This is a genomic window from Streptomyces sp. NPDC101490 (genome assembly GCF_044767145.1).
Lineage (GTDB): Bacteria > Actinomycetota > Actinomycetes > Streptomycetales > Streptomycetaceae > Streptomyces.
Window position 1 is genome coordinate 265,854 of record NZ_JBIWNI010000005.1, and the last position, 20,483, is coordinate 286,336.

Annotated in this window: 21 protein-coding genes, 2 tRNA genes and 1 pseudogene; 18 read left to right on the forward strand and 6 right to left on the reverse strand. The window is 69.8% G+C overall.

Annotation, left to right across the window (positions count from 1 at the left end; translation table 11 throughout):
- The first annotated feature begins 122 nt into the window (after window positions 1–122).
- From gnd to ACIRQY_RS14305, 8 genes are all read left to right on the forward strand, one after another.
- The gene (gnd, locus tag ACIRQY_RS14270; protein ID WP_351783320.1) at window positions 123–1,001 is read left to right on the forward strand and encodes a phosphogluconate dehydrogenase (NAD(+)-dependent, decarboxylating); all 879 of its coding nucleotides are present in this window, start codon (window positions 123–125) and stop codon (window positions 999–1,001) included.
- A gap of 57 nt (window positions 1,002–1,058) precedes the next feature.
- Window positions 1,059–2,180, forward strand: coding sequence for a DNA replication/repair protein RecF (gene recF, locus ACIRQY_RS14275; protein ID WP_351783322.1), 1,122 nt, complete (start codon window positions 1,059–1,061; stop codon window positions 2,178–2,180).
- Window positions 2,177–2,728, forward strand: a complete 552-nt coding sequence (locus ACIRQY_RS14280) for a DciA family protein (RefSeq protein WP_351783324.1) — start codon at window positions 2,177–2,179, stop codon at window positions 2,726–2,728. The genes recF and ACIRQY_RS14280 overlap by 4 nt, the downstream gene beginning before the upstream one ends.
- 834 nt (window positions 2,729–3,562) lie before the next feature.
- Window positions 3,563–5,590 carry a DNA topoisomerase (ATP-hydrolyzing) subunit B gene (gyrB, locus tag ACIRQY_RS14285; protein ID WP_351783326.1) on the forward strand — a complete coding sequence of 676 codons (2,028 nt, stop codon included), beginning with the start codon at window positions 3,563–3,565 and terminating at the stop codon, window positions 5,588–5,590.
- Between the two features lie 41 nt (window positions 5,591–5,631).
- A complete protein-coding gene (gene gyrA, locus ACIRQY_RS14290) occupies window positions 5,632–8,253 on the forward strand; it encodes a DNA gyrase subunit A (RefSeq protein WP_403925124.1) in 2,622 nt (873 codons plus the stop codon).
- Between the two features lie 4 nt (window positions 8,254–8,257).
- On the forward strand, window positions 8,258–8,920 hold the full coding sequence (locus ACIRQY_RS14295) for a DUF3566 domain-containing protein (RefSeq protein ID WP_403925127.1): 663 nt from the start codon (window positions 8,258–8,260) through the stop codon (window positions 8,918–8,920).
- Between the two features lie 98 nt (window positions 8,921–9,018).
- Window positions 9,019–9,092 (forward strand) — tRNA-Ile (locus ACIRQY_RS14300).
- A 157-nt stretch (window positions 9,093–9,249) separates the two neighbouring features.
- Window positions 9,250–9,384 (forward strand): DLW-39 family protein, encoded by a 135-nt coding sequence (locus ACIRQY_RS14305; RefSeq protein ID WP_003958712.1) that lies wholly within the window; start codon window positions 9,250–9,252, stop codon window positions 9,382–9,384.
- A 546-nt stretch (window positions 9,385–9,930) separates the two neighbouring features.
- On the opposite strand, the pseudogene ACIRQY_RS14310 reads toward ACIRQY_RS14305, so the two are convergent.
- Together ACIRQY_RS14310 and ACIRQY_RS14315 are read right to left on the reverse strand one after the other, a co-directional pair.
- Window positions 9,931–10,286: pseudogene (locus tag ACIRQY_RS14310) on the reverse strand (hypothetical protein); the annotation flags it as partial.
- Between the two features lie 56 nt (window positions 10,287–10,342).
- Complete coding sequence (locus tag ACIRQY_RS14315; RefSeq protein WP_351783332.1) at window positions 10,343–10,891, reverse strand: DNA-binding protein; 549 nt, start codon at window positions 10,889–10,891, stop codon at window positions 10,343–10,345.
- 129 nt (window positions 10,892–11,020) lie between these two features.
- Between ACIRQY_RS14315 and ACIRQY_RS14320 the strand changes: the two genes are divergently transcribed.
- The 4 genes from ACIRQY_RS14320 (at window position 11,021) to ACIRQY_RS14335 (ending at window position 13,316) form a co-directional block, all read left to right on the forward strand.
- Window positions 11,021–11,093, forward strand: a tRNA-Ala gene (locus ACIRQY_RS14320).
- 207 nt (window positions 11,094–11,300) lie between these two features.
- Window positions 11,301–11,585, forward strand: coding sequence for a hypothetical protein (locus ACIRQY_RS14325; RefSeq protein WP_351783334.1), 285 nt, complete (start codon window positions 11,301–11,303; stop codon window positions 11,583–11,585).
- Window positions 11,567–11,980, forward strand: coding sequence for a PIN domain-containing protein (locus ACIRQY_RS14330; protein ID WP_403925131.1), 414 nt, complete (start codon window positions 11,567–11,569; stop codon window positions 11,978–11,980). Before ACIRQY_RS14325 ends, ACIRQY_RS14330 begins: the two co-directional genes overlap by 19 nt.
- A gap of 331 nt (window positions 11,981–12,311) precedes the next feature.
- Entirely contained in the window at window positions 12,312–13,316 is a 1,005-nt protein-coding gene (locus ACIRQY_RS14335; protein ID WP_403925134.1) for a hypothetical protein, read from the forward strand.
- Window positions 13,317–13,691: 375 nt separating this feature from the next.
- Here ACIRQY_RS14335 and ACIRQY_RS14340 read toward each other — a convergent pair whose 3' ends face one another.
- Window positions 13,692–14,057, reverse strand: a complete 366-nt coding sequence (locus tag ACIRQY_RS14340) for a hypothetical protein (RefSeq protein ID WP_351783340.1) — start codon at window positions 14,055–14,057, stop codon at window positions 13,692–13,694.
- A gap of 171 nt (window positions 14,058–14,228) precedes the next feature.
- On the opposite strand from ACIRQY_RS14340, the gene ACIRQY_RS14345 reads away from it, so the two are divergent.
- Entirely contained in the window at window positions 14,229–14,495 is a 267-nt protein-coding gene (locus tag ACIRQY_RS14345) for a GlsB/YeaQ/YmgE family stress response membrane protein (RefSeq protein ID WP_351783342.1), read from the forward strand.
- 178 nt (window positions 14,496–14,673) lie between these two features.
- Window positions 14,674–15,057, forward strand: coding sequence for a DUF6344 domain-containing protein (locus tag ACIRQY_RS14350; protein ID WP_351783344.1), 384 nt, complete (start codon window positions 14,674–14,676; stop codon window positions 15,055–15,057).
- Between the two features lie 541 nt (window positions 15,058–15,598).
- On the opposite strand, the gene ACIRQY_RS14355 is transcribed toward ACIRQY_RS14350, so the two are convergent.
- Window positions 15,599–15,766 carry a hypothetical protein gene (locus ACIRQY_RS14355; protein ID WP_403925139.1) on the reverse strand — a complete coding sequence of 56 codons (168 nt, stop codon included), beginning with the start codon at window positions 15,764–15,766 and terminating at the stop codon, window positions 15,599–15,601.
- Window positions 15,767–15,823: 57 nt separating this feature from the next.
- Window positions 15,824–16,525 (reverse strand): DUF5324 family protein, encoded by a 702-nt coding sequence (locus ACIRQY_RS14360; RefSeq protein ID WP_351783346.1) that lies wholly within the window; start codon window positions 16,523–16,525, stop codon window positions 15,824–15,826.
- A gap of 208 nt (window positions 16,526–16,733) precedes the next feature.
- On the opposite strand from ACIRQY_RS14360, the gene ACIRQY_RS14365 reads away from it, so the two are divergent.
- Entirely contained in the window at window positions 16,734–17,261 is a 528-nt protein-coding gene (locus tag ACIRQY_RS14365; protein WP_384853650.1) for a peptidylprolyl isomerase, read from the forward strand.
- Between the two features lie 23 nt (window positions 17,262–17,284).
- Window positions 17,285–18,169, forward strand: coding sequence for a rhomboid family intramembrane serine protease (locus ACIRQY_RS14370; protein ID WP_351783350.1), 885 nt, complete (start codon window positions 17,285–17,287; stop codon window positions 18,167–18,169).
- A gap of 361 nt (window positions 18,170–18,530) precedes the next feature.
- On the opposite strand, the gene crgA is transcribed toward ACIRQY_RS14370, so the two are convergent.
- A complete protein-coding gene (crgA, locus tag ACIRQY_RS14375; protein ID WP_306329356.1) occupies window positions 18,531–18,785 on the reverse strand; it encodes a cell division protein CrgA in 255 nt (84 codons plus the stop codon).
- Between the two features lie 140 nt (window positions 18,786–18,925).
- Between crgA and ACIRQY_RS14380 the strand changes: the two genes are divergently transcribed.
- Together ACIRQY_RS14380 and ACIRQY_RS14385 are read left to right on the forward strand one after the other, a co-directional pair.
- Window positions 18,926–19,693: a DUF881 domain-containing protein gene (locus ACIRQY_RS14380; protein WP_403925144.1), complete on the forward strand. Its 768-nt coding sequence runs from the start codon at window positions 18,926–18,928 to the stop codon at window positions 19,691–19,693.
- A gap of 64 nt (window positions 19,694–19,757) precedes the next feature.
- On the forward strand, window positions 19,758–20,444 hold the full coding sequence (locus tag ACIRQY_RS14385) for a class E sortase (protein ID WP_403925147.1): 687 nt from the start codon (window positions 19,758–19,760) through the stop codon (window positions 20,442–20,444).
- Window positions 20,445–20,483: the final 39 nt, after the last annotated feature.

Genomic DNA, 20,483 nt, shown 5'->3' on the forward strand with positions numbered 1-20,483 from the left:
CCTCCGGCCGGGCGCCCCGTACGGGGCTTCGCCTGAGCGGCTGACCCCACAGGTGTGCACCCGTGTCCGGGCGTAGGCTCGGACACGGGTACGAACCGCACACGACGCTTAAGGAATCTCTGATGGAGCTCGGTCTCGTCGGTCTCGGCAAGATGGGCGGCAACATGCGCGAGCGCATCCGCCGCGCAGGCCACACCGTCATCGGATACGACCGCAACCCGGACCTCGCCGATGTCCACAGCCTGGAAGAGCTTGTGGGCAAGCTCAAGGGTCCGCGCGTCGTGTGGGTGATGGTCCCGGCCGGTGCCGCGACCCAGTCCACCATCGACGAACTGGCCGAACTGCTCTCCCCCGGCGACATCGTCGTGGACGGCGGCAACTCCCGCTGGACCGACGACGAGAAGCACGCCGAGGAGCTGGCGGCCAAGGGCATCGGCTTCGTCGACTGCGGTGTCTCCGGCGGCGTCTGGGGCCTGGAGAACGGCTACGCGCTGATGTACGGCGGCTCCGCCGAGGACGTGGCGAGGGTCCAGCCGATCTTCGACGCCCTCAAGCCCGAGGGCGAGTTCGGCTCGGTGCACGCGGGCAAGGTCGGCGCGGGCCACTTCGCCAAGATGGTCCACAACGGCATCGAGTACGCCATGATGCAGGCCTACGCCGAGGGCTGGGAGCTCCTGGAGAAGGTCGACTCCGTCACCGATGTGCGCGAGGTCTTCCGCTCCTGGCAGGAGGGCACGGTCATCCGTTCCTGGCTGCTCGACCTCGCGGTGAACGCGCTGGACGAGGACGAGCACCTGGACGCGCTCCGGGGCTACGCCCAGGACTCCGGCGAAGGCCGGTGGACCGTCGAGGCGGCCATCGACAACGCGGTGCCGCTCCCGGCGATCACCGCCTCGCTGTTCGCGCGGTTCGCCTCGCGGCAGGACGACTCCCCGCAGATGAAGATGATCGCGGCGCTGCGCAACCAGTTCGGTGGCCACGCGGTCGAGTCCAAGAAGTAGTCCACAGGCTGTGCACCCGGTGGTGCACAGCTGTCGGGGGAAGGTCGGCGCCCAACCATGCACGTCACGCATCTCTCGCTGGCCGACTTCCGCTCGTACGCCCGGGTCGAGGTTCCGCTCGACCCGGGCGTCACCGCTTTCGTGGGCGCCAACGGCCAGGGCAAGACCAATCTGGTCGAGGCCGTCGGCTATCTCGCGACCCTGTCCAGCCACCGCGTCGCCTCCGACGCCCCGCTGGTGCGGATGGGCGCCGAGCGCGCCGTCGTGCGCGCCGCCGTCACCCAGGGCGAGCGCTCCCAGCTGATCGAGCTCGAACTCAACCCGGGCCGCGCCAACCGCGCCCGTATCAACAGGTCCTCGCAGGTCAGACCGCGTGACGTGGTCGGCATCCTGCGGACCGTGCTGTTCGCGCCGGAAGACCTGGCCCTGGTGAAGGGCGACCCGGGCGAGCGCCGGCGCTTCCTCGACGAACTCATCACGGCGCGCACGCCGCGCATGGCGGGCGTGCGCTCCGACTACGAGCGCGTGCTCAAGCAGCGCAACACGCTCCTGAAGTCGGCGGCGATGGCCCGCAGACACGGCGGCCGCGGCATGGACCTGTCGACGCTCGACGTCTGGGACCAGCACCTGGCCCGCGCCGGGGCCGAGCTGCTCGCCCAGCGGCTCGACCTGATCTCCGTACTCCAGCCGCTCGCGGACAAGGCGTACGAGCAGCTGGCACCCGGCGGGGGACCGCTGCTCCTGGAGTACCGGCCGTCCGCGCCCGGCACCGGGCACACCCGCGAGGAGCTGTACGAACAGGTGCTCGCGGCCCTGGGCGAGGTGCGCAAGCAGGAGGTCGAGCGGGGCGTCACCCTGGTCGGTCCGCACCGCGACGAACTGCTCCTCAGGCTCGGCGACCTGCCCGCCAAGGGATACGCGAGCCACGGCGAGTCCTGGTCGTACGCGCTGGCGCTCCGGCTCGCCTCGTACGACCTGCTGCGGAGCGAGGGCAACGAGCCGGTCCTCGTCCTCGACGACGTCTTCGCCGAACTGGACGCCCGGCGGCGCGAACGCCTCGCGGAACTGGTGGCGGGCGGTGAGCAGGTCCTCGTCACCGCGGCCGTCGACGACGACGTGCCGGGTGTCCTCGCCGGGGCGCGCTACACGGTGGCGGGCGGGACGGTCGAGCGGACATGAGTGAGGGTTCCCCACAGCCTGTGGACAGGCCCGCCGTCCCCGAATCCTCCGGGGTGGACCTCGCCAGGGTCGCCCTGCGGGCCGCCAAGGAACAGGCGAAGGCGCGGGGCGCTGCCGCCCAGCAGAAGAAGCAGGCCCGGCGCGGGGGCGGACTGCGCTCCGGCGCGCGCGCCGACGGGCGTGACCCGATGGCGCTCGGCGCCGCGATCAACCGGCTGATCACCGAGCGGGGCTGGGAGACGCCAGCCGCCGTCGGCGGGGTCATGGGACGGTGGCCGCAGATCGTCGGCGAGGACCTGGCCAAGCACTGCGTACCGCTGAAGTTCGACGACGAGCCGGACGCGCGCGTGCTGACCGTCCAGTGCGACTCGACCGCCTGGGCGACCCAGCTGCGGCTGCTCGCCCCCCGCCTGGTCGCCCGCCTCAACGAGGACCTGGGACACGGCACGGTACGAGTGATCAAGGTGCTCGGCCCCGGCGCGCCCCGGCGCGGTTACGGACCGCTCAGGGCACCCGGCAGCGTCGGGCCCGGGGACACGTACGGGTAGAGACGCCCTCCCGCGAGGCGGGGGCGCGGGGCGCCGAGCGCGGCGAAGGGGGCGTGCGTCGCGCGCCCACCGACAGTGTGTGCGCCCTCACACGAGCTGCCCTCGCCCGGACTGACGTCACCCGAACTGCCTTCGGGCGAGCTGACCTCACCCGAACCGCCTTCGGGCGAGTCGTCTTCGCACGACCAGGCCCACCGGATCGCCGGATCGCCGCCACCGGAGTGCCCCTCACCTCGTGTCGCCCGTCGCCCAGGACCGGTCCCACCTCGGGCCGTCCTCACGCCGTGGCCGTCCTCACGCCGGGCCGCCCCTCCCTCGCGGGCGCCCACCGTGTGGCCCGCCGTCGTGCGTCCGCCCCGCCCGCACCCGCCTCCTCCGCGGACGGCCTCCGGCACCACGGCTCCGGCCGCCGTACGACCCCGCGCCCTCGCGCCCCCCATGTCCGCCCCCGCGCCCCCGTGCCCGCGCGGGGGCGCTCGTACACGCGCGCCCGTGCGGATGTCCCGATTCCGCCGCACCCCGCCCCGCCGCCCGGCGGTGCCGTCGGGCCCCCGCCCGTCCGTTCCGCTCCTGCGGGCACATGCCCGTGACACGGCGGGCCGGATGCCCACAGCGAGACATCGGCCCGAAGCGCTGGGTGGCCGTCAGGGGGCTCTGGAGCCCCTGTCCGGATATGGGGAGTCGTCTTGCTCCCACTCAGGGCGGCACATGCGGACTCAGGTACCGGCAAACCCCCATGAGTGTCGGCGCTACCGGTAGACTGGAAGGTAATCCCGCCACCCCGCGGAAATGTCGAACGACGCAGCCGGCTCCCGTATGCCCGGAGATCGGCCTGTGCTGTGCCAGAAAGGGCGCTTCGTGGCCGATTCCGGCGACCCCAACGAGAACAACCAGTACACCGCCAACAACATCCAGGTCCTCGAAGGCCTGGATGCCGTGCGCAAGCGCCCCGGCATGTACATCGGCTCGACCGGCGAGCGCGGTCTGCACCACATGGTGCAGGAGGTCGTCGACAACTCGGTCGACGAAGCCCTGGCCGGTCACGCCGACACCATCGACGTGACGATCCTGCCCGACGGCGGCGTCCGCGTGATCGACAACGGCCGCGGCATCCCGGTGGGCATCGTGGCCTCCGAGGGCAAGCCGGCCGTCGAGGTCGTGCTGACCGTGCTGCACGCGGGCGGCAAGTTCGGCGGCGGCGGTTACGCCGTCTCCGGCGGTCTGCACGGTGTCGGTGTGTCGGTCGTGAACGCCCTGTCCACGAGGATCGCCGTCGAGATCAAGACGGACGGTCACCGCTGGACGCAGGAGTACGCGATGGGCGTACCGACCGCCCCGCTCGTCCAGCACGAGGCGACCGAGGAGACCGGTACCTCGGTCACCTTCTGGGCCGACCCGGACATCTTCGAGACGACCGAGTACTCCTTCGAGACGCTCGCGCGCCGCTTCCAGGAGATGGCCTTCCTGAACAAGGGCCTCACCCTGACGCTCACGGACGAGCGCGAGTCGGCGAAGGCCACGGTCGGGGCGGACGTCCCCGGCACGGAGGCCGCTGAGCCCGCCGCCCGCACGGTGAAGTACCACTACGAGGGCGGCATCGTCGACTTCGTGAAGTACCTCAACTCGCGCAAGGGCGAGCTGATCCACCCCACGGTGATCGACCTGGAGGCGGAGGACAAGGAGAAGAGCCTGTCCCTCGAGGTCGCGATGCAGTGGAACAGCGGCTACAGCGAGGGCGTGTACTCCTTCGCCAACATCATCCACACCCACGAGGGCGGCACGCACGAGGAGGGCTTCCGGGCGGCGCTGACCTCGCTGATCAACAAGTACGCGCGCGACAAGAAGCTGCTCCGCGAGAAGGACGACAACCTCACGGGCGACGACATCCGCGAGGGCCTGACGGCGATCATCTCGGTCAAGCTGAGCGAGCCGCAGTTCGAGGGCCAGACCAAGACCAAGCTGGGCAACACGGAGGCCAAGACCTTCGTGCAGCGCGCGGTCTACGAGCACCTCAACGACTGGCTCGACCGCAACCCGATCGAGGCCGCGGACATCATCCGCAAGTCGATCCAGGCCGCCACCGCGCGCGTGGCCGCGCGCAAGGCGCGCGACCTGACCCGCCGCAAGGGCCTCCTGGAGTCGGCGTCGCTGCCGGGCAAGCTCTCCGACTGCCAGTCGAACGACCCGTCCAAGTGCGAGATCTTCATCGTCGAGGGCGACTCCGCCGGTGGTTCGGCCAAGTCCGGCCGCAACCCGATGTACCAGGCCATCCTGCCCATCCGCGGCAAGATCCTGAACGTCGAGAAGGCGCGGATCGACAAGATCCTGCAGAACACCGAGGTCCAGGCGCTGATCAGCGCCTTCGGCACCGGGGTGCACGAGGACTTCGACATCGAGAAGCTCCGCTATCACAAGATCATCCTGATGGCGGACGCCGACGTCGACGGCCAGCACATCAACACCCTGCTCCTGACCTTCCTCTTCCGCTTCATGCGGCCGCTGGTCGAGGCCGGGCACGTCTACCTCTCCCGCCCGCCGCTCTACAAGATCAAGTGGGGCCGGGACGACTTCGAGTACGCCTACTCGGACCGGGAGCGGGACGCGCTCGTCGAGCTGGGCAAGCAGAACGGCAAGCGGATCAAGGAAGACTCGATCCAGCGCTTCAAGGGTCTCGGCGAGATGAACGCCGAGGAGCTGCGCGTCACCACCATGGACGTCGAGCACCGCGTCCTCGGCCAGGTCACCCTGGACGACGCGGCCCAGGCCGACGACCTCTTCTCGGTCCTCATGGGTGAGGACGTCGAGGCACGCCGTTCGTTCATCCAGCGCAACGCCAAGGACGTTCGCTTCCTCGACATCTGAGTCGGTCCCCGCTGACCGTACGAAAGGACTGACGACCAGCAATGGCCGACGAAACCACGCCCACCGGCACCACCGAAGAGCAGGAACCCGTCATGCGGATCGAGCCCGTCGGGCTCGAGACCGAGATGCAGCGCTCGTACCTCGACTACGCGATGTCCGTCATCGTGTCCCGCGCGCTGCCCGACGTACGGGACGGCCTCAAGCCCGTCCACCGGCGCGTGCTGTACGCGATGTACGACGGCGGCTACCGGCCCGAGAAGGGCTTCTACAAGTGCGCCCGCGTCGTCGGTGACGTCATGGGTACGTACCACCCGCACGGCGACTCCTCGATCTACGACGCGCTCGTCCGGCTCGCCCAGCCCTGGTCGATGCGGATGCCGCTCGTCGACTCCAACGGCAACTTCGGCTCACCGGGCAACGACCCGGCCGCCGCCATGCGCTACACCGAGTGCAAGATGGCGCCGCTGTCGATGGAGATGCTCCGCGACATCGACGAGGAGACCGTCGACTTCACGGACAACTACGACGGCCGCAACAAGGAACCCACGGTCCTCCCGGCCCGGTTCCCGAACCTGCTGGTCAACGGCTCCGCGGGCATCGCCGTCGGCATGGCCACCAACATCCCGCCGCACAACCTGCGCGAGGTCGCGGCCGGTGCCCAGTGGGCCCTGGAGCACCCCGAGGCCAGCCACGAGGAACTCCTCGACGCCCTGATCGAGCGGATCAAGGGCCCGGACTTCCCCACCGGCGCGCTCGTCGTCGGCCGCAAGGGCATCGAGGAGGCGTACCGCACCGGTCGCGGCTCCATCACGATGCGCGCGGTCGTCGAGGTCGAGGAGATCCAGAACCGCCAGTGTCTGGTGGTCACGGAGCTGCCGTACCAGACCAACCCGGACAACCTCGCGCAGAAGATCGCCGACCTGGTCAAGGACGGCAAGGTCGGCGGCATCGCCGACGTCCGCGACGAGACCTCGTCCCGGACCGGCCAGCGCCTGGTGATCGTGCTCAAGCGCGACGCCGTCGCCAAGGTCGTCCTCAACAACCTGTACAAGCACACCGATCTCCAGACGAACTTCGGCGCCAACATGCTGGCGCTCGTCGACGGCGTGCCGCGCACCCTCTCGCTCGACGCGTTCATCCGCCACTGGGTGACGCACCAGATCGAGGTCATCGTGCGCCGGACGCGCTTCCGGCTGCGCAAGGCCGAGGAGCGCGCCCACATCCTGCGCGGTCTGCTCAAGGCGCTCGACGCGATCGACGAGGTCATCGCGCTCATCCGGCGCAGCGACACCGTCGAGATCGCCCGCGGCGGCCTGATGGAGCTGCTCCGGATCGACGAGATCCAGGCCAACGCGATCCTGGAGATGCAGCTCCGCAGGCTCGCCGCCCTGGAGCGCCAGAAGATCGTCGCCGAGCACGACGAGCTCCAGGCGAAGATCAACGAGTACAACGCGATCCTGGCCTCCCCGGAGCGCCAGCGCTCGATCGTCAGCGAGGAGCTGGCCGCGCTCGTCGAGAGGTTCGGCGACGACCGCCGGTCCAAGCTCGTGCCCTTCGACGGTGACATGTCCATCGAGGACCTGATCGCCGAGGAGGACATCGTCGTCACCATCTCGCGCGGTGGCTACGTGAAGCGGACGAAGACCGAGGACTACCGCTCGCAGAAGCGCGGGGGCAAGGGCGTGCGCGGGACGAAGCTGAAGCAGGACGACATCGTTGACCACTTCTTCGTCTCCACCACCCACCACTGGCTGCTGTTCTTCACGAACAAGGGCCGGGTCTACCGCGTGAAGGCGTACGAGCTGCCCGACGCGGGCCGGGACGCCCGCGGCCAGCACGTCGCCAACCTGCTGGCCTTCCAGCCGGACGAGCAGATCGCGCAGATCCTGGCGATCCGCGACTACGAGGCCGCGCCGTACCTGGTGCTCGCGACCAAGGCCGGTCTGGTGAAGAAGACCGCGCTGAAGGACTACGACTCGCCGCGCTCCGGCGGTGTCATCGCGATCAACCTGCGCGAGACCGAGAACGGCGCGGACGACGAGCTGATCGGCGCCGAGCTGGTCTCCGCCGAGGACGATCTGCTGCTCGTCAGCAAGAAGGCGCAGTCGATCCGCTTCACCGCCACGGACGACGCGCTGCGTCCGATGGGGCGCGCCACCTCGGGCGTCAAGGGGATGAGTTTCCGCGAGGACGACGAGCTGCTCTCGATGAATGTCGTCAGGCCCGGTACGTTCGTCTTCACCGCGACCGACGGCGGCTACGCGAAGCGCACCGCCGTCGACGAGTACCGCGTCCAGGGTCGTGGCGGCCTCGGCATCAAGGCTGCCAAGATCGTGGAGGACCGGGGTTCGCTCGTGGGCGCGCTGGTGGTCGAGGAGACGGACGAGATCCTCGCCATCACGCTGTCCGGTGGTGTGATCCGTACGCGAGTCAGCGAAGTCAGGGAGACCGGCCGTGACACCATGGGCGTCCAGCTGATCAACCTGGGCAAGCGTGACGCCGTCGTCGGCATCGCGCGCAACGCCGAGGCGAGCGGTGACGACGAGGTGGACGAGTCCGACGAGGCCCTGGAGGCGTCCGAGGACACGGTGGTCGAGACCGTGGTGGTCGAGACCGGGACAGTCGAGGGCACGGAGCCCTCGGCAGGGGAGCACGAGGAGTGAGAGCGTGAGTGGAGCCACGGGCGCCGGATCGGCGGCTGCCGGAGCTTCTGCTGGTGCTGGAGCGAACGGCGCCCGTGGCTCCGCCACGGACTCCCAGGGGGTTGCGGTGACGGACACTCGGGGGCAGCAGCCCCCGTACGAGACCTACAACGGGCCGCTGCCCGGTGAGCGCACGGGTGCGCAGCCGGCGGGGCCCTACCATCCGCCGCAGGCGTACGGCGCTTCGGCGCCGGGCGGCCAGCAGGCGGGGACCGGTGCCGTGCGCCGGCCGCGTACCGGGGCGCGTACGACGCCCCGGACGCGCAAGGCGCGGCTGCGGGTGGCGAAGGCCGATCCGTGGTCGGTGATGAAGGTGAGCTTCCTGCTCTCCATCGCGCTGGGCATCTGCACGGTCGTCGCGGCGGCCGTGCTGTGGATGGTCATGGACGCCATGGGCGTCTTCTCCACGGTCGGCGGCACGATCAGCGAGGCGACGGGCTCGAACGAGTCCAACGGCTTCGACCTGCAGTCGTTCCTGTCGCTGCCGAGGGTGCTGATGTTCACCTCGGTGATCGCGGTGATCGACGTGGTGCTGATGACCGCCCTGGCGACGCTGGGAGCGTTCATCTACAACCTGTCGGCGGGCTTCGTGGGCGGTGTGGAGCTGACGCTCGCCGAGGACGAGTAGGGCGTGCGGGGCCGGCCCGGGAACGGATTTTGGGACTGGCCCCCACGTGCGCTAATCTTCAGGAGTCAGCGCGCGGGACATACTCCGCAGAGCGCGGCGGGGCTATAGCTCAGTTGGTTAGAGCGCATCCCTGATAAGGATGAGGCCACAGGTTCAAATCCTGTTAGCCCCACAGTGACGATCGACCCGGACGGTACTCCGTCCGGGTCGATCTGTTTGTCCGGGCATGGTCGGAGGTTTGAACCTCGCACAGGTCACCGATCGGTATCGGTCGATGTGTAGAGTGGGCGTCAGAAGTCCCCTACGCCAACGAAGGACGAGGTCGCGCGGTGAAGAAGCTTCTCCTGGTCGCACTGGCCGCCATCGGCGGGCTCCTCGTGTACCGCCAGATCCAGGCGGATCGCGCCGAGCAGGACCTGTGGACGGAGGCGACCGACTCCGTGCCCGCAGGTTCCGGTGTCTGAGTCGAAGAACGTCTGAGGGTGAAGCCCCGGCCGCGCGTGAGCGGGCCGGGGCTTTGCTTTGCCCAAGCGAATTTTCGTTGCTTGTGTGAAGTGTCGATGTCACCGGCGGGATGCGCTCGGCGAGCTGGTGCCACCCGGCGGTCACGCTGAACCGGGCGGTCGTGGAGGAGTACGGCCCTGCTGCTCGGCCTCGGCGGTGGACCCTGCCGGCACGCCGGGGCGCGCGCCCGAGCTGAGCGGGTGGGTACGCGCCGGGCTGAGCGGGGCGGTCGGGTCGGGCGGTCATGGGGCGCGCGGGGCTTCACAGGGGTTTGTGGGGCCCACGGAGGCTGTGGGGCGGCAGGAGTGGCTGGAGGCGCTGTCGTGGCGGCTGCGGGGCTCTCGGGGCCCTCCTGGCGGAAACCCGGCGGCGGGGGCCCAGTTGGTCGCGGATCTCGACCGCGCCTCGCCGTTCCCGGGCGCGGTGAAGCCGGGGTCCGGCACCGAGGCGCTGCTCGGGCGCGAGATGTCCGGGCGTGCCCACGACATGGTGCGCCGTGGTCGTGCGGGCGGCGGCGGGCCGAGAGCGCGGACGACGGGCGCGAGGGAGCGACCGGCGGCGAGGTCCATGGTGAACAGGACCTCGTCGTCGACGGCCCAGTCGGCCGGGACGGGGACGTACGGGTGGCGGGTGGTCGATCCGCAGCGCCCGCTCGCGGACGGCGAGGCGGAGCGGCGCCTGCGCGTCGGTCCGGAGCGGCACCTTGGCCGCCACCGCCAGGCAGCGGCGGCGCCGGTGGTCCCAGGCGCGCCGGACGGCGCCCGCGCTGCCCCGCCCGGCCCCCTGCTCGACCCCCGCCGGCCCTGCACGACCCCCGCCCGGCCGGGTCGACCGGCTCGTACCGGCCGACGAAGACCTCACCCGTCGGGCTGCGCCCGCTGCCCGTCGCGCCGTCCGTCGGTGGTGCCGCCGGACGTCCTAGTTCTGGTGCGACTCGTAGTGGGCGACGGCGTCCGCCGTGCGGCCCGCGCCGTACACCCGGAGGAACTCCGCCAGTTCCGGGTGGGCCGGGGCGAGGGAGTCGGCGGCGTCGATGATGTCGCCCGCCGCCGCTACGGAGCGCAGCAGCGACTGGATCTCGCGGACCACCCGGCGCACGGTCGGCGCGCCGGAGCCGTTGGTGGGCTGGGTGGCGCCGGTGAGGACGGAACCGCCCTGCGACTTCTTGACCTCGTCCATCCGGTCGGCGGCCTCGGCGGCGCTGACACTGCCGTCGGCGACCTGGACGGCGAGTTCCTGGAGGGCCTGGACGCGCTGGACGACGGCCGGGTTGCCGATCTTGGCCCGCTGGCCGCTCATCAGCTGGGACAGCATGGGCGCGGAGAGCCCCAGGACGGCCGCGAGCCTGGCCTGATTGAGCCCGAGGTCGTCGATCAGCCGACGGAAGAGCGCCCCCAGCGGCTCCCCGTACCAACTGCGCTGAAGCTCTCTGGCTCTGGCCGTGGCTTCCTGCTGCGCTGCGTCCATGACTTACTCCCCATCCCTGCGGTTCGCCACCGCGAACCTCGCTCAGCATCTTACGGAGCGTGGTCGTGGACCGGGAGTCCTATCCTTTTGCCGGACATGGGGGGGGACCCGGTACGCTGTTCCCGTTCCGGGGCCTTAGCTCAGTTGGTAGAGCGCTGTCTTTGCATGGCAGATGTCAGGGGTTCGACTCCCCTAGGCTCCACCCCGGAAAGACCCCTCTGGCCTGCGGAAACGCTACCAGGGGGGGTCTTTTTGTCCCTATTTAACGTGCTGACGTGTCAGCGCTGTGATGCTGACGTGGCCCGTGGTGGCCTGTGGTTGCGAGGCTTGGAGTGGCTCTCGCTCCCCCGATTGATCCCCTGAGGGCGAACGGCTTTCCAGTTTCCTACTCGTTTGACACAATGGAGTCATGTCTGAGGTGACGTACAGCATCGGTGAAGGGCCGGCGACTCGAGTCAGCCTGTCTCTGCCTGAGGGGACCGCGGAGGCGATCCGGGCCCGGGTGGGTAAGCGGGAGTTCTCAGCTTTCATTGCCGCGGCCGTAGAGCGGGAGCTGAGGGGACAGGTGCTGGACGAGTACCTGGCCGACTACGAGAGCCGCAACGGGCAGGTCTCCGAGCAGGCGCGGCAGCAGGCGCGGCAGGTGTTCGACGAGGTGTTCGCCGAGGAAGACCAATGGCCCGCCGCAAGCTGACTCACGAGGGGACACTCGTCCTGGACAGCGAGGGACTGTCCCGGTTGCTTGCCGATGACGAGACTGTGGTGGCCCTCGTCGCGGAGGCGCGCTCGCGTGGCATGGAGGTGGTGATCTGCGCGCTCACCATCATCGAGGCCGTCCATGCCCGAACGAACAAAGCCCGGCTGAGTTGGCTGCTGTCCGGCCTACGTGTGATCCCGGTGGGGGATGAAGAGGCGAAGGCTGCCTCGGCCCTGTTGATCGGGGCCGGCCTGCACGGTCACAAGTACGCCATTGACGCGGCCGTTGCCGAGACCGCCCTGCGGCAACAGCGTCCAGTGGTCATGCTGACATCCGACATCGACGACATGACCAAGCTCTGCGGTGACCGGGTCCGGCTCGTCGCAGTATGAGGCGCGTACCAGATGGATGTCACTCGTCGCAGATTACATACCTGGAAGATGCCGTGCCTAATGCCCCATGGCTCACCGGCATTCAGCGGACACATCCGCGCCATCTCCTCTGGAGGGGAACGGCGTTGCAGTGCATCATCGAGGTTTAGGTTGCCGAGGTCTGTGGACTTTGGCTAGCGTGAAGACAGGCATGGAGCTCGGGACGGGACCTGAGCAACCGCTGATCTCTCTGGGGCACGGAGCGTCGGAACGAACCCTCGCCACCGCCTCCCTCCACGTTCAAGTCTTTGGCTGCGGGGCGCTTGCGTCCTGGTAGCCGAAAGGTGCCTCTGTGACCATCTACTGTCAGCATGCCAACCGTGGCAAGACGCAGATCCTGGCCGTGCATCGGAGCGGGGACGATGTCGTGTCGTCGACTGTGACAAGCCTTGAGAGCCCGGATCTCGCAGCTCCGGTCGTCGATGCGCTCAACCGCATCTCGGCTCTCGCCACCGTTCCGGTCAGCATCTTCGATCAACGCGAAGGCCAGGTAGCCAACTATCCCGTGAACCACTTGGCAGCGCTCACTGATCGAGCAGCGCGTGCCGATCTTCTCACCGGCGTGCACAGCCTGTGGTACGAGTCGGTCTGCCTGGAGCTCCATCAGGCCCTGACTGATCTGGACGACGCTCTTGCCGCCGTCCCGCAGCCGGTCCGGCTCGCCGTCGAGAAGGAACTCGAGACGGAAGCACGCGAGCTACGCGACGCACTCGCCGACTACACGGAGGCAGTGTCCGTACCGGAAGAGAACAGTCGCAGCTGGGATCACGAGCAGCCCTTCGTGCCCTATGGTGGCGGCTCCCTGCTGCTTACCAACAGGTCACGAAGGCAGATGGACCGGCAGGAGGAAGGTCTCACCGATGAACAGCGCGCGGCCGCCGTGGCGAACCTGCGGCTGCTGGTCACTGCCTTCGAGCGGAGTTTGGCCGTGGAGGCCGATTCCGGGATCTTCTCGGTCGAGTACCCCGAGGTCTTCGCTGAGCCGTTCGACGAGGACCACCTTTTCTTGACTGTCCGCGCTCCTGATCCAGAAGAGGGAGACGGCGGTGGATGGGGCGTTGAGATCTGCCGTTGGGAGCCTGACAACCCGGATGAGGAGGGGGAGGACGAGTACAGCAGTGCCACGGGAGAACCCGTTCTCCACTGCGCGCTTCCCACTACGCCGAGCCCTGACGATATTGCTGATCTGCTTTCCCTGCTCGCAACAGAGCCGAGGCTCCTCGCCGGGTGGGCCGAGACACAGGCGGGCGAGTTGCTTGCCGGCACGAAGTTCGCCGTCACCTCAGTGAATCGATAAGTAAGCCTCTGAACTCCACGAGTTGCCTGTGCAACGGCTTGAGTGGGGGTGCTGACGTGTCAGCACGAATCCTGGGTGGAGGCGGGCCGAGCGGGCTTCAGAAGGATGAAAACAGGGTCAGTTGCCCTAGTTTTCCTTGAAATGGCAGGTCAGGAAGATAACGATCTCGGGTTCGACTCCCCTGGGCTCCACGTGACAAGACCCCTCCGGCCGGTGTTCTCCACAGGCCGGAGGGGTCTTCTCGGTCTTCCCGCCGGTCGTGCTCACGGTCGTGGGGGGGGGGGGGGGGGGGGGGGGGGGCGGGCGGCGGCGGGGGGGGGGGGGGGGGGGGGGGGGGGGGGGGGCGCCCCCCCCCCCCCCCCCCCCGGCCGGTGTTCAGGCGCGGTCCGTCAGTTCCTCCGCGTACACCTGGGACAGCGGCTGCGGGCCGATGTACTGCTGGCAGTTGCACGGTCCGGCCTCGTACCGCACCGGCCTGCGGTGCTCGTCCCAGGCGGTCGGCACCTCGACCCGCTCATGGCACCGGCCCTGCTTGTCGTGTTTGGCCAGGTGGTGGGTGCATCCGCAGACCGGTTCGGGCGTGCGGTGGGTGGCCTCCAGCGCCAGACGCTCCTGCTTCGCCGCCTCCAGGACCTCCATCCTGCGTTCGTGGCGGTGGCGCAGCGCGGTGCGGACGTTGTCCGCCGCCCATGCGAAGCCCCCCGTCCAGAACAGGATGAGAACCAACCAGACCCAGTTCATCCGCTCCCCTTCCCCCGTCGGTCCTCCTCAGAATAGGGCGGCTCCCCGCCCGTACGAGAGGGCGCGGCGGAGGGTTTCGCGCGGCGGGCCGGGGGCAGGTCGGCGTCGGGGGCCGGTGCTCACGCGCACCCGGTCCCGTCCACTCCCGCACCACCGGAAGGCAGCTCACCCATGGGCATCATCAGCTGGATCGTTCTCGGACTCCTGGCCGGAGCCGTGGCCAAATTCCTCCTGCCCGGACGTGATCCGGGGGGCCTCATCGGCACCACCCTCATCGGCGTCGCCGGGGCCTTCCTGGGCGGCTGGCTCTCCGCGACCTTCCTGGACCGTCCGATACAGACCCAGTTCTACGACCCCGCCACCTGGGGCGCGGCCATCGGCGGCTCCCTGGTGCTGCTGATCGCCTACCGGATCCTGTTCGGCAACTCCCGGAACTGACCGCGCCGGGGCCCGCGGGTTCCGGCCCGCTGGTCCGGACGGGTGGTGTTCATCGGAAGAACTGCGCGGCGGCGGCCACGGTCCGTGCACATCGGGAGCGCATCCACATCATGGGAAAAGTACGTAAAGCGCGCAACCCGAAATGAACCATCCGAGAACATCACGAAAGTGAGGGGCCATGGCCACCGCCAAGGTCAAGCAGTTCTGGACCGCCTTCCTCTCCGTCCTCTTCGCCCTGCTCTCCTCCGTCGGCCTGGCGGGCACCGCCGCGGCCGCCCAGCCGCAGGCCGTCCACCAGCCCGAGGAGCCGGTCACCGCCCCGGCCCGCGTCGCCACCGCGCCCACCGCGCCGGGCGGGCGGGCGGAGGCCTCCGTACCGGCGCAGCGGACGCACCGGTGGACGCTCGCGGGGGACCGTTCCCTGCCGCCCACGCTCAAGCAGCGCATCGCCGCCGAGGCCCACGGGTCCTCGCCCGCCGCGCGGCACCGCTCGTCGGCCGGCGCCCCGGCCGTGAACGACGAGCCCGCCGCGCTGACCGAGCTGGCGCTCGCCGCCGCGTAGCGCCGGTGACGACGATCGCGCGCGTCCTTCCGCGCCTTCCGGCCGCACGGCTGCTCCGCACGACGCACGACAAGTCTCCGCGTACGGCTCGTCTCTCATACGTCACGCACCCCGGTACGTCACCCGGTACGTCCGTCGGCAGCCGGTACGGCTCTCCGGCCGCGTCCCTCGGTACGTCGCTCCGCGAACCTCACGGCCACGGGGGCCCGCAGGACCTGTGGCTCCGTAGCCCGTAGGACCGCTAGCCCGTAGGACCCGTAGCTCGGTAGGACCCGTGGAACCGCAGGACCAGTGGGCCAGGCAGGTTTTCCCCGCCCGGCGACAGGACCCGTCGGTACCGCGAGACCGGTGAGACCCGGGAGACCTGCGACACCCGTGAGCCCTGTGGCTCCGGGAGCCCGACAGGAGTCTCCGGCCCACGAGGCTTCTCAGCCCTACGAGACCCACAGGAACGACCAGCCCCACAAGCTCCACGGACCGAGCCGGACCTGCCACGTCCCACCGGACCCACAGACCGCGCCGGACCGGACCTACAAGTCAGTCAGCCCGACCAGCCCGACCAGCCCGACCAGCCCGACCAGGCCGACCAGGCCGACCAGGCCCACCAGGCCCACCAGGCCCACCAGGCCCACCAGGCCCACCAGGCCCACCAGGCCAGAGTCCAGTCCTCCCAGCCAAGCCAGTCCCACCAGCCCAGCCAGACCCACAAGCTCCGTCAGACCCCTGTGCCCTGCCAGATCCGCAAGCCCCGCGAGACGCGTCGGCCTCAGCGGCGCTCGTCGTGTTCGCCGGCCTCTTCGGCCGCGGCGACGGCATCCGCCTCGGTCTCCGCCTCCGGGTCGAGGGAAGCCACCTTGCCGTCCACCGACGACGGGACGGTGTCCTCGTCCACCTCGGTGGGAGCGGGCGGTTCGACCAGCCAGTCGGGGTTGGCCTGCTTGTCCCAGCACTTCCAGGCGGCGAACGCGCCGCCGACCAGAAGCCCCAGGACCACCAGGCCCTTGGCGAGGCGTCCGGCCCTGGCCCGGCGCTCGTGCTTCCGAACGATCTTCTGGATGTCCCCCGGCGTCACCTGACCGCGCAGCGCGGCCCAGGCGGCGGTGGAACGCGACCCGGCCTCCTCCAGGACGGGACCGGTCGCGGCGACCGCGTGCTCGACGCGGGGAACGGTGTAGTCGGCCGCCTGTCGCGCGGCCAGGCGGGTCTTGACCGCCGCACGGTGTGCGGCCGCGTCGACCCGCGGCGGTACATGCGGTGCGACGTACGCGTCGTACTGCGCACGAGCCTGCTCCCGGGCCACGCACGCGGCCTTCGAGACCTTCGGCGCGAGCAGCACGCGCGCTTCGTGCGCGTAGTGCGCCGCCTGGTCCTTCGCCGTGCCTGCGTACGGCGCCACCACTTCCGCGGCGTGCAGAACGTTCTCCTTCGCCGAACCTGTGGCGGCGCGCACACTGTCCATGCGGGTCACGGGATTCCTCCTCCTCGGTGGTGATGTCGCCCGCTGGCGATGTCGGTTTTTCACCTTTCCATCCTTTTCGAAATCATGCCCGCAGGAGCGAGGTCCGGCATGTGGGGCGGGCATCCGGGTCATGCGAGGATCGGACACGCCAGAGACAGGCGTGACATGACACGGCCCGACCGTGGCAGACACGACACGACGTGGACGGAAGGCGACCGTGGCCGAGCAGCTGTACGCGATCATCAAGACCAGCCAGGGCGACATCGAGGTCCGGCTGATGCCGTTCCACGCCCCGAAGACGGTCCGGAACTTCGTCGAACTCGCCTCCGGCGAGCGCGAGTGGACCCACCCGGCGACCGGCAAGGTCTCCTCCGACCCGCTGTACGACGGCACGGTCTTCCACCGGGTCATCGAGGGGTTCATGATCCAGGGCGGCGACCCGCTCGGCGACGGCACCGGCGACCCGGGGTACTCCTTCGCCGACGAGTTCCACCCGGAGCTGTTCTTCGACCGGCCCTATCTGCTGGCCATGGCCAACGCGGGACCGGGCACCAACGGCTCGCAGTTCTTCGTCACCGTCGCCCCCGCGACCTGGCTGAACCGCAAGCACACCATCTTCGGCGAGGTCGTCGACAAGGAGAGCCGCAAGGTGGTCGACGCCGTCGTGGCCCTGCCGACCGACCCGCACACCGAGCGGCCGCTCCAGGACGTGGTCGTCGACACCGTGGTGATCGAGAAGCGCTGAGCCGGAAGGGACGGGAACCCCGTATGGATCCGCGGCCCTCCACGGACCCGCAGGCCGGTCCGGCGCGCTGCTACCGCCACCCGGAGGCCGAGACCGGTATCCGCTGCACCCGCTGCGACAAGCCGATCTGCACCGCGTGCATGATCTCCGCCGCCGTCGGCTTCCAGTGCCCCGACTGTGTGCGCGGCGGCTCGGGCACCGGCCACTCCGCCGACGCCAACCGCCCGAGGACGCTGGCGGGCGGCCGGATCGAGGGCGACGGACGGTTCGTCACCAAGATCCTCATCGGGATCAACCTCGCCGTCTACCTCGCGGTGCTCGTCTTCGGCGAGCGGCTGGTGGACCAGCTGGTGCTCATCGGGCACGCGTACAACCCGTTCCTCGGCGAGGTCGTCGGGGTCGCGGACGGCGAGTGGTACCGGCTGCTCACCTCGGCCTTCCTCCACCAGGAGGTCTGGCACATCCTCTTCAACGTGATGGGCCTGTGGGTGATCGGCGGGATCGTCGAGCCCGAACTGGGCCGGATCCGGTACACCGCGCTGTGTCTGCTCTCCGGGCTCTCCGGCTCGGCGCTCGCCTATCTCGTCGCCGCGCCCAACCAGCCGTCGCTCGGTGCCTCCGGGGTCGTCTACGGGCTCATCGGCGCCTGGGTGGTGCTGGCCCGCAGGCGTCGGCACGACATGCGTCCGGTGATCCTCTTCGTGGCGCTCTCGCTCCTCGTGACATTCACCCGACCGGGGATCTCCTGGGAGGCGCACGTCGGTGGCCTGGTCGCGGGCCTCCTGGTGACGTACGCCCTCGTGCACGCGCCCCGGGCCCGCCGTGACCTCGTGCAGTACGGGGCCTGTGGCCTGGTCCTGCTGATCGACCTGGGGATCGTGCTGGCCCGCTCGGCGGCGCTCACCTGAGTGCTGGGGGCTCTGGATGAGCTTTTCAGTGAGCTTTCCCCAGAGTTATCCACAGTGCGTGGCGGGTTATCCCCGCCGTGGAGGAAAATGCCGCGCCCCTCGCCTCTGACCTGGGCTTTTTCCAGGGAGGCGAGGGGCGTCACTCGTTCGAGCGAGAGTGATTCCGGTCATACCGGCGTCAACTTGGCGCGAGTTATCCACAGATCTTCTGAAGTTATCCAGTGCTGTGCACAACGCTGTGGATAAGCTCAGGGGAGAACTTGACGAGCGACCGTCGGAGCGGTCCGTCCGTCGTCCCCCGCGCGGACCGTTCCGACGGACCGGTGCCGTGCGGGGGTGCGGCGGCGTACGGGCGGGCCCGCTACTTCCACTGGGTGGAGACGCCGAACCCGGCCGCGATGAAGCCGAAGCCCACCACGATGTTCCAGTTCCGGATCGACTCGATCGGCATCGAACCGTCGGTTACGTAGAAGACCACGATCCACACCAGACCGATCGCGAACAGCGCCAGCATCACCGGCGCCACCCAGCTGCGATTGGTCAGCTTGATGTTGGTCGCCTGCTTCGCGGGCGGGGGCGTGAAGTCGGCCTTCTTGCGGATCCGTGACTTCGGCACGAGGGACTCTCCTGTCGATGCGCTGCGTGACCGCGCAGGGAACTGTGGCTGGCGCCGGGATGTGACGAAGGAGGACGTCTGCGTCCCCCAGGCGTCCGTTAGCGTAGTGGTTCCGCGGCGCCGAAGGGGATCAGGGTACGTTGAGCAATTCCATCGGTACTCCCGAAGGACCCGGCCGCACCGCCCGATGGCGGCCCGTCCGGGCCCTCACCCTCGCCGTTTTCGCCCTCGCCGGACTCATCTTCGTCACCAGCTTCAACACCGCCAAGGGCACCAACATCCGCACCGACGCCTCGCTGCTGCGCCTCTCCGACCTGATCGAGGAACGCAGCCACAAGAACGAGGGCCTCGACGAGACCGCCGCCGCCCTGCGCGCCCAGGTCGACTCCCTCGCCGCCCGCGACGACGGCTCCACCCGCGCCGAGGACGAGAGGCTCGCCGCCCTGGAGACGAACGCCGGCACCACCGAGATCTCCGGCCCCGGCCTCACCGTCACCCTCGACGACGCCCCGCCGAACGCCCAGGCGGCCCCCGGCTACCCCGAACCGCAGGCCAACGACCTCGTCATCCACCAGCAGGACCTCCAGGCCGTCGTCAACGCCCTGTGGCAGGGCGGCGCCCAGGGCATCCGGGTCATGGACCAGCGGCTCATCTCCACCAGCGCCGTCCGCTGCGTCGGCAACACCCTGATCCTCCAGGGCCGCGTCTACTCGCCCCCGTACAGAATCACCGCCGTCGGGGACCGGGGGAGGCTGAGCGAGGCGCTCGCCGAGTCCGAAGCGATCAAGAAGTACCAGCTGTACGTGAAGGCCTACGGGCTCGGCTGGAAAGTCGACGGGCACAAGGCGATGACTCTGCCCGGCTACTCGGGCACAGTGGACCTCCACCAGGCCAAGCCGGTGAGCTGACCCACGCCCCGCCCCCGGCCCGGCACGGCCCCGCACGGCGCGGGCGGGAAGAGCGGGAGGGCGCGTGCGGCTCGTCGTACGGACCTTCAGCGAGCTGTGCCTCACCGTCGGCACCCTGATCGTCCTCTTCGTCGTGTACGTCCTGTACTGGACCGGGGTCCAGGCCCGGGGCGCGGGCGGCGAGCAGATCGACACCCTCCAGCGCCAGTGGGCCGCCGCCCCCGCGACCGCTCCCGCCGCCCCCGGAGGACCGTCCCCCGCCGTGCGGCCACCCCCCTACGCCCCCGGCGAGGGCCTCGCCGTCATGTACGTCCCCCGGCTCGGCAAGGACTGGAAGTGGCCCGTCCTCGAAGGCACCGGCCCGGCCGTCCTGCGCAAGGGCCTCGGCCACTACGCGGCCACCGCCCGCCTCGGCGCCACCGGCAACTTCTCCGTCGCCGGACACCGGCGCACCCACGGGGACCCGTTCAAGGACTTCCCCCGGCTGCGTCCCGGCGACGCGGTGGTCCTCACCGACGGGACGACCTGGTTCACGTACCGGATCGACCGGGGCCCCTACCGGACCGTCCCCACCGATGTCGGGGTCGTCGACCCGGTGCCCCGGAGATCGGGGTACGGGGGACCCGGCCGCTACCTCACCCTCACCACCTGCGACCCCGAGTGGGGCAGCAGCCACCGGCTCGTCGTCTGGGCCCACCTCGACGCCACCCGCCCGGTCGCCGACGGTCTTCCGAGGGCTTTGGAGAGCTGACCCCCCGCGGCCCCCTCGCCCCGTACTCTGGTGCCCGTA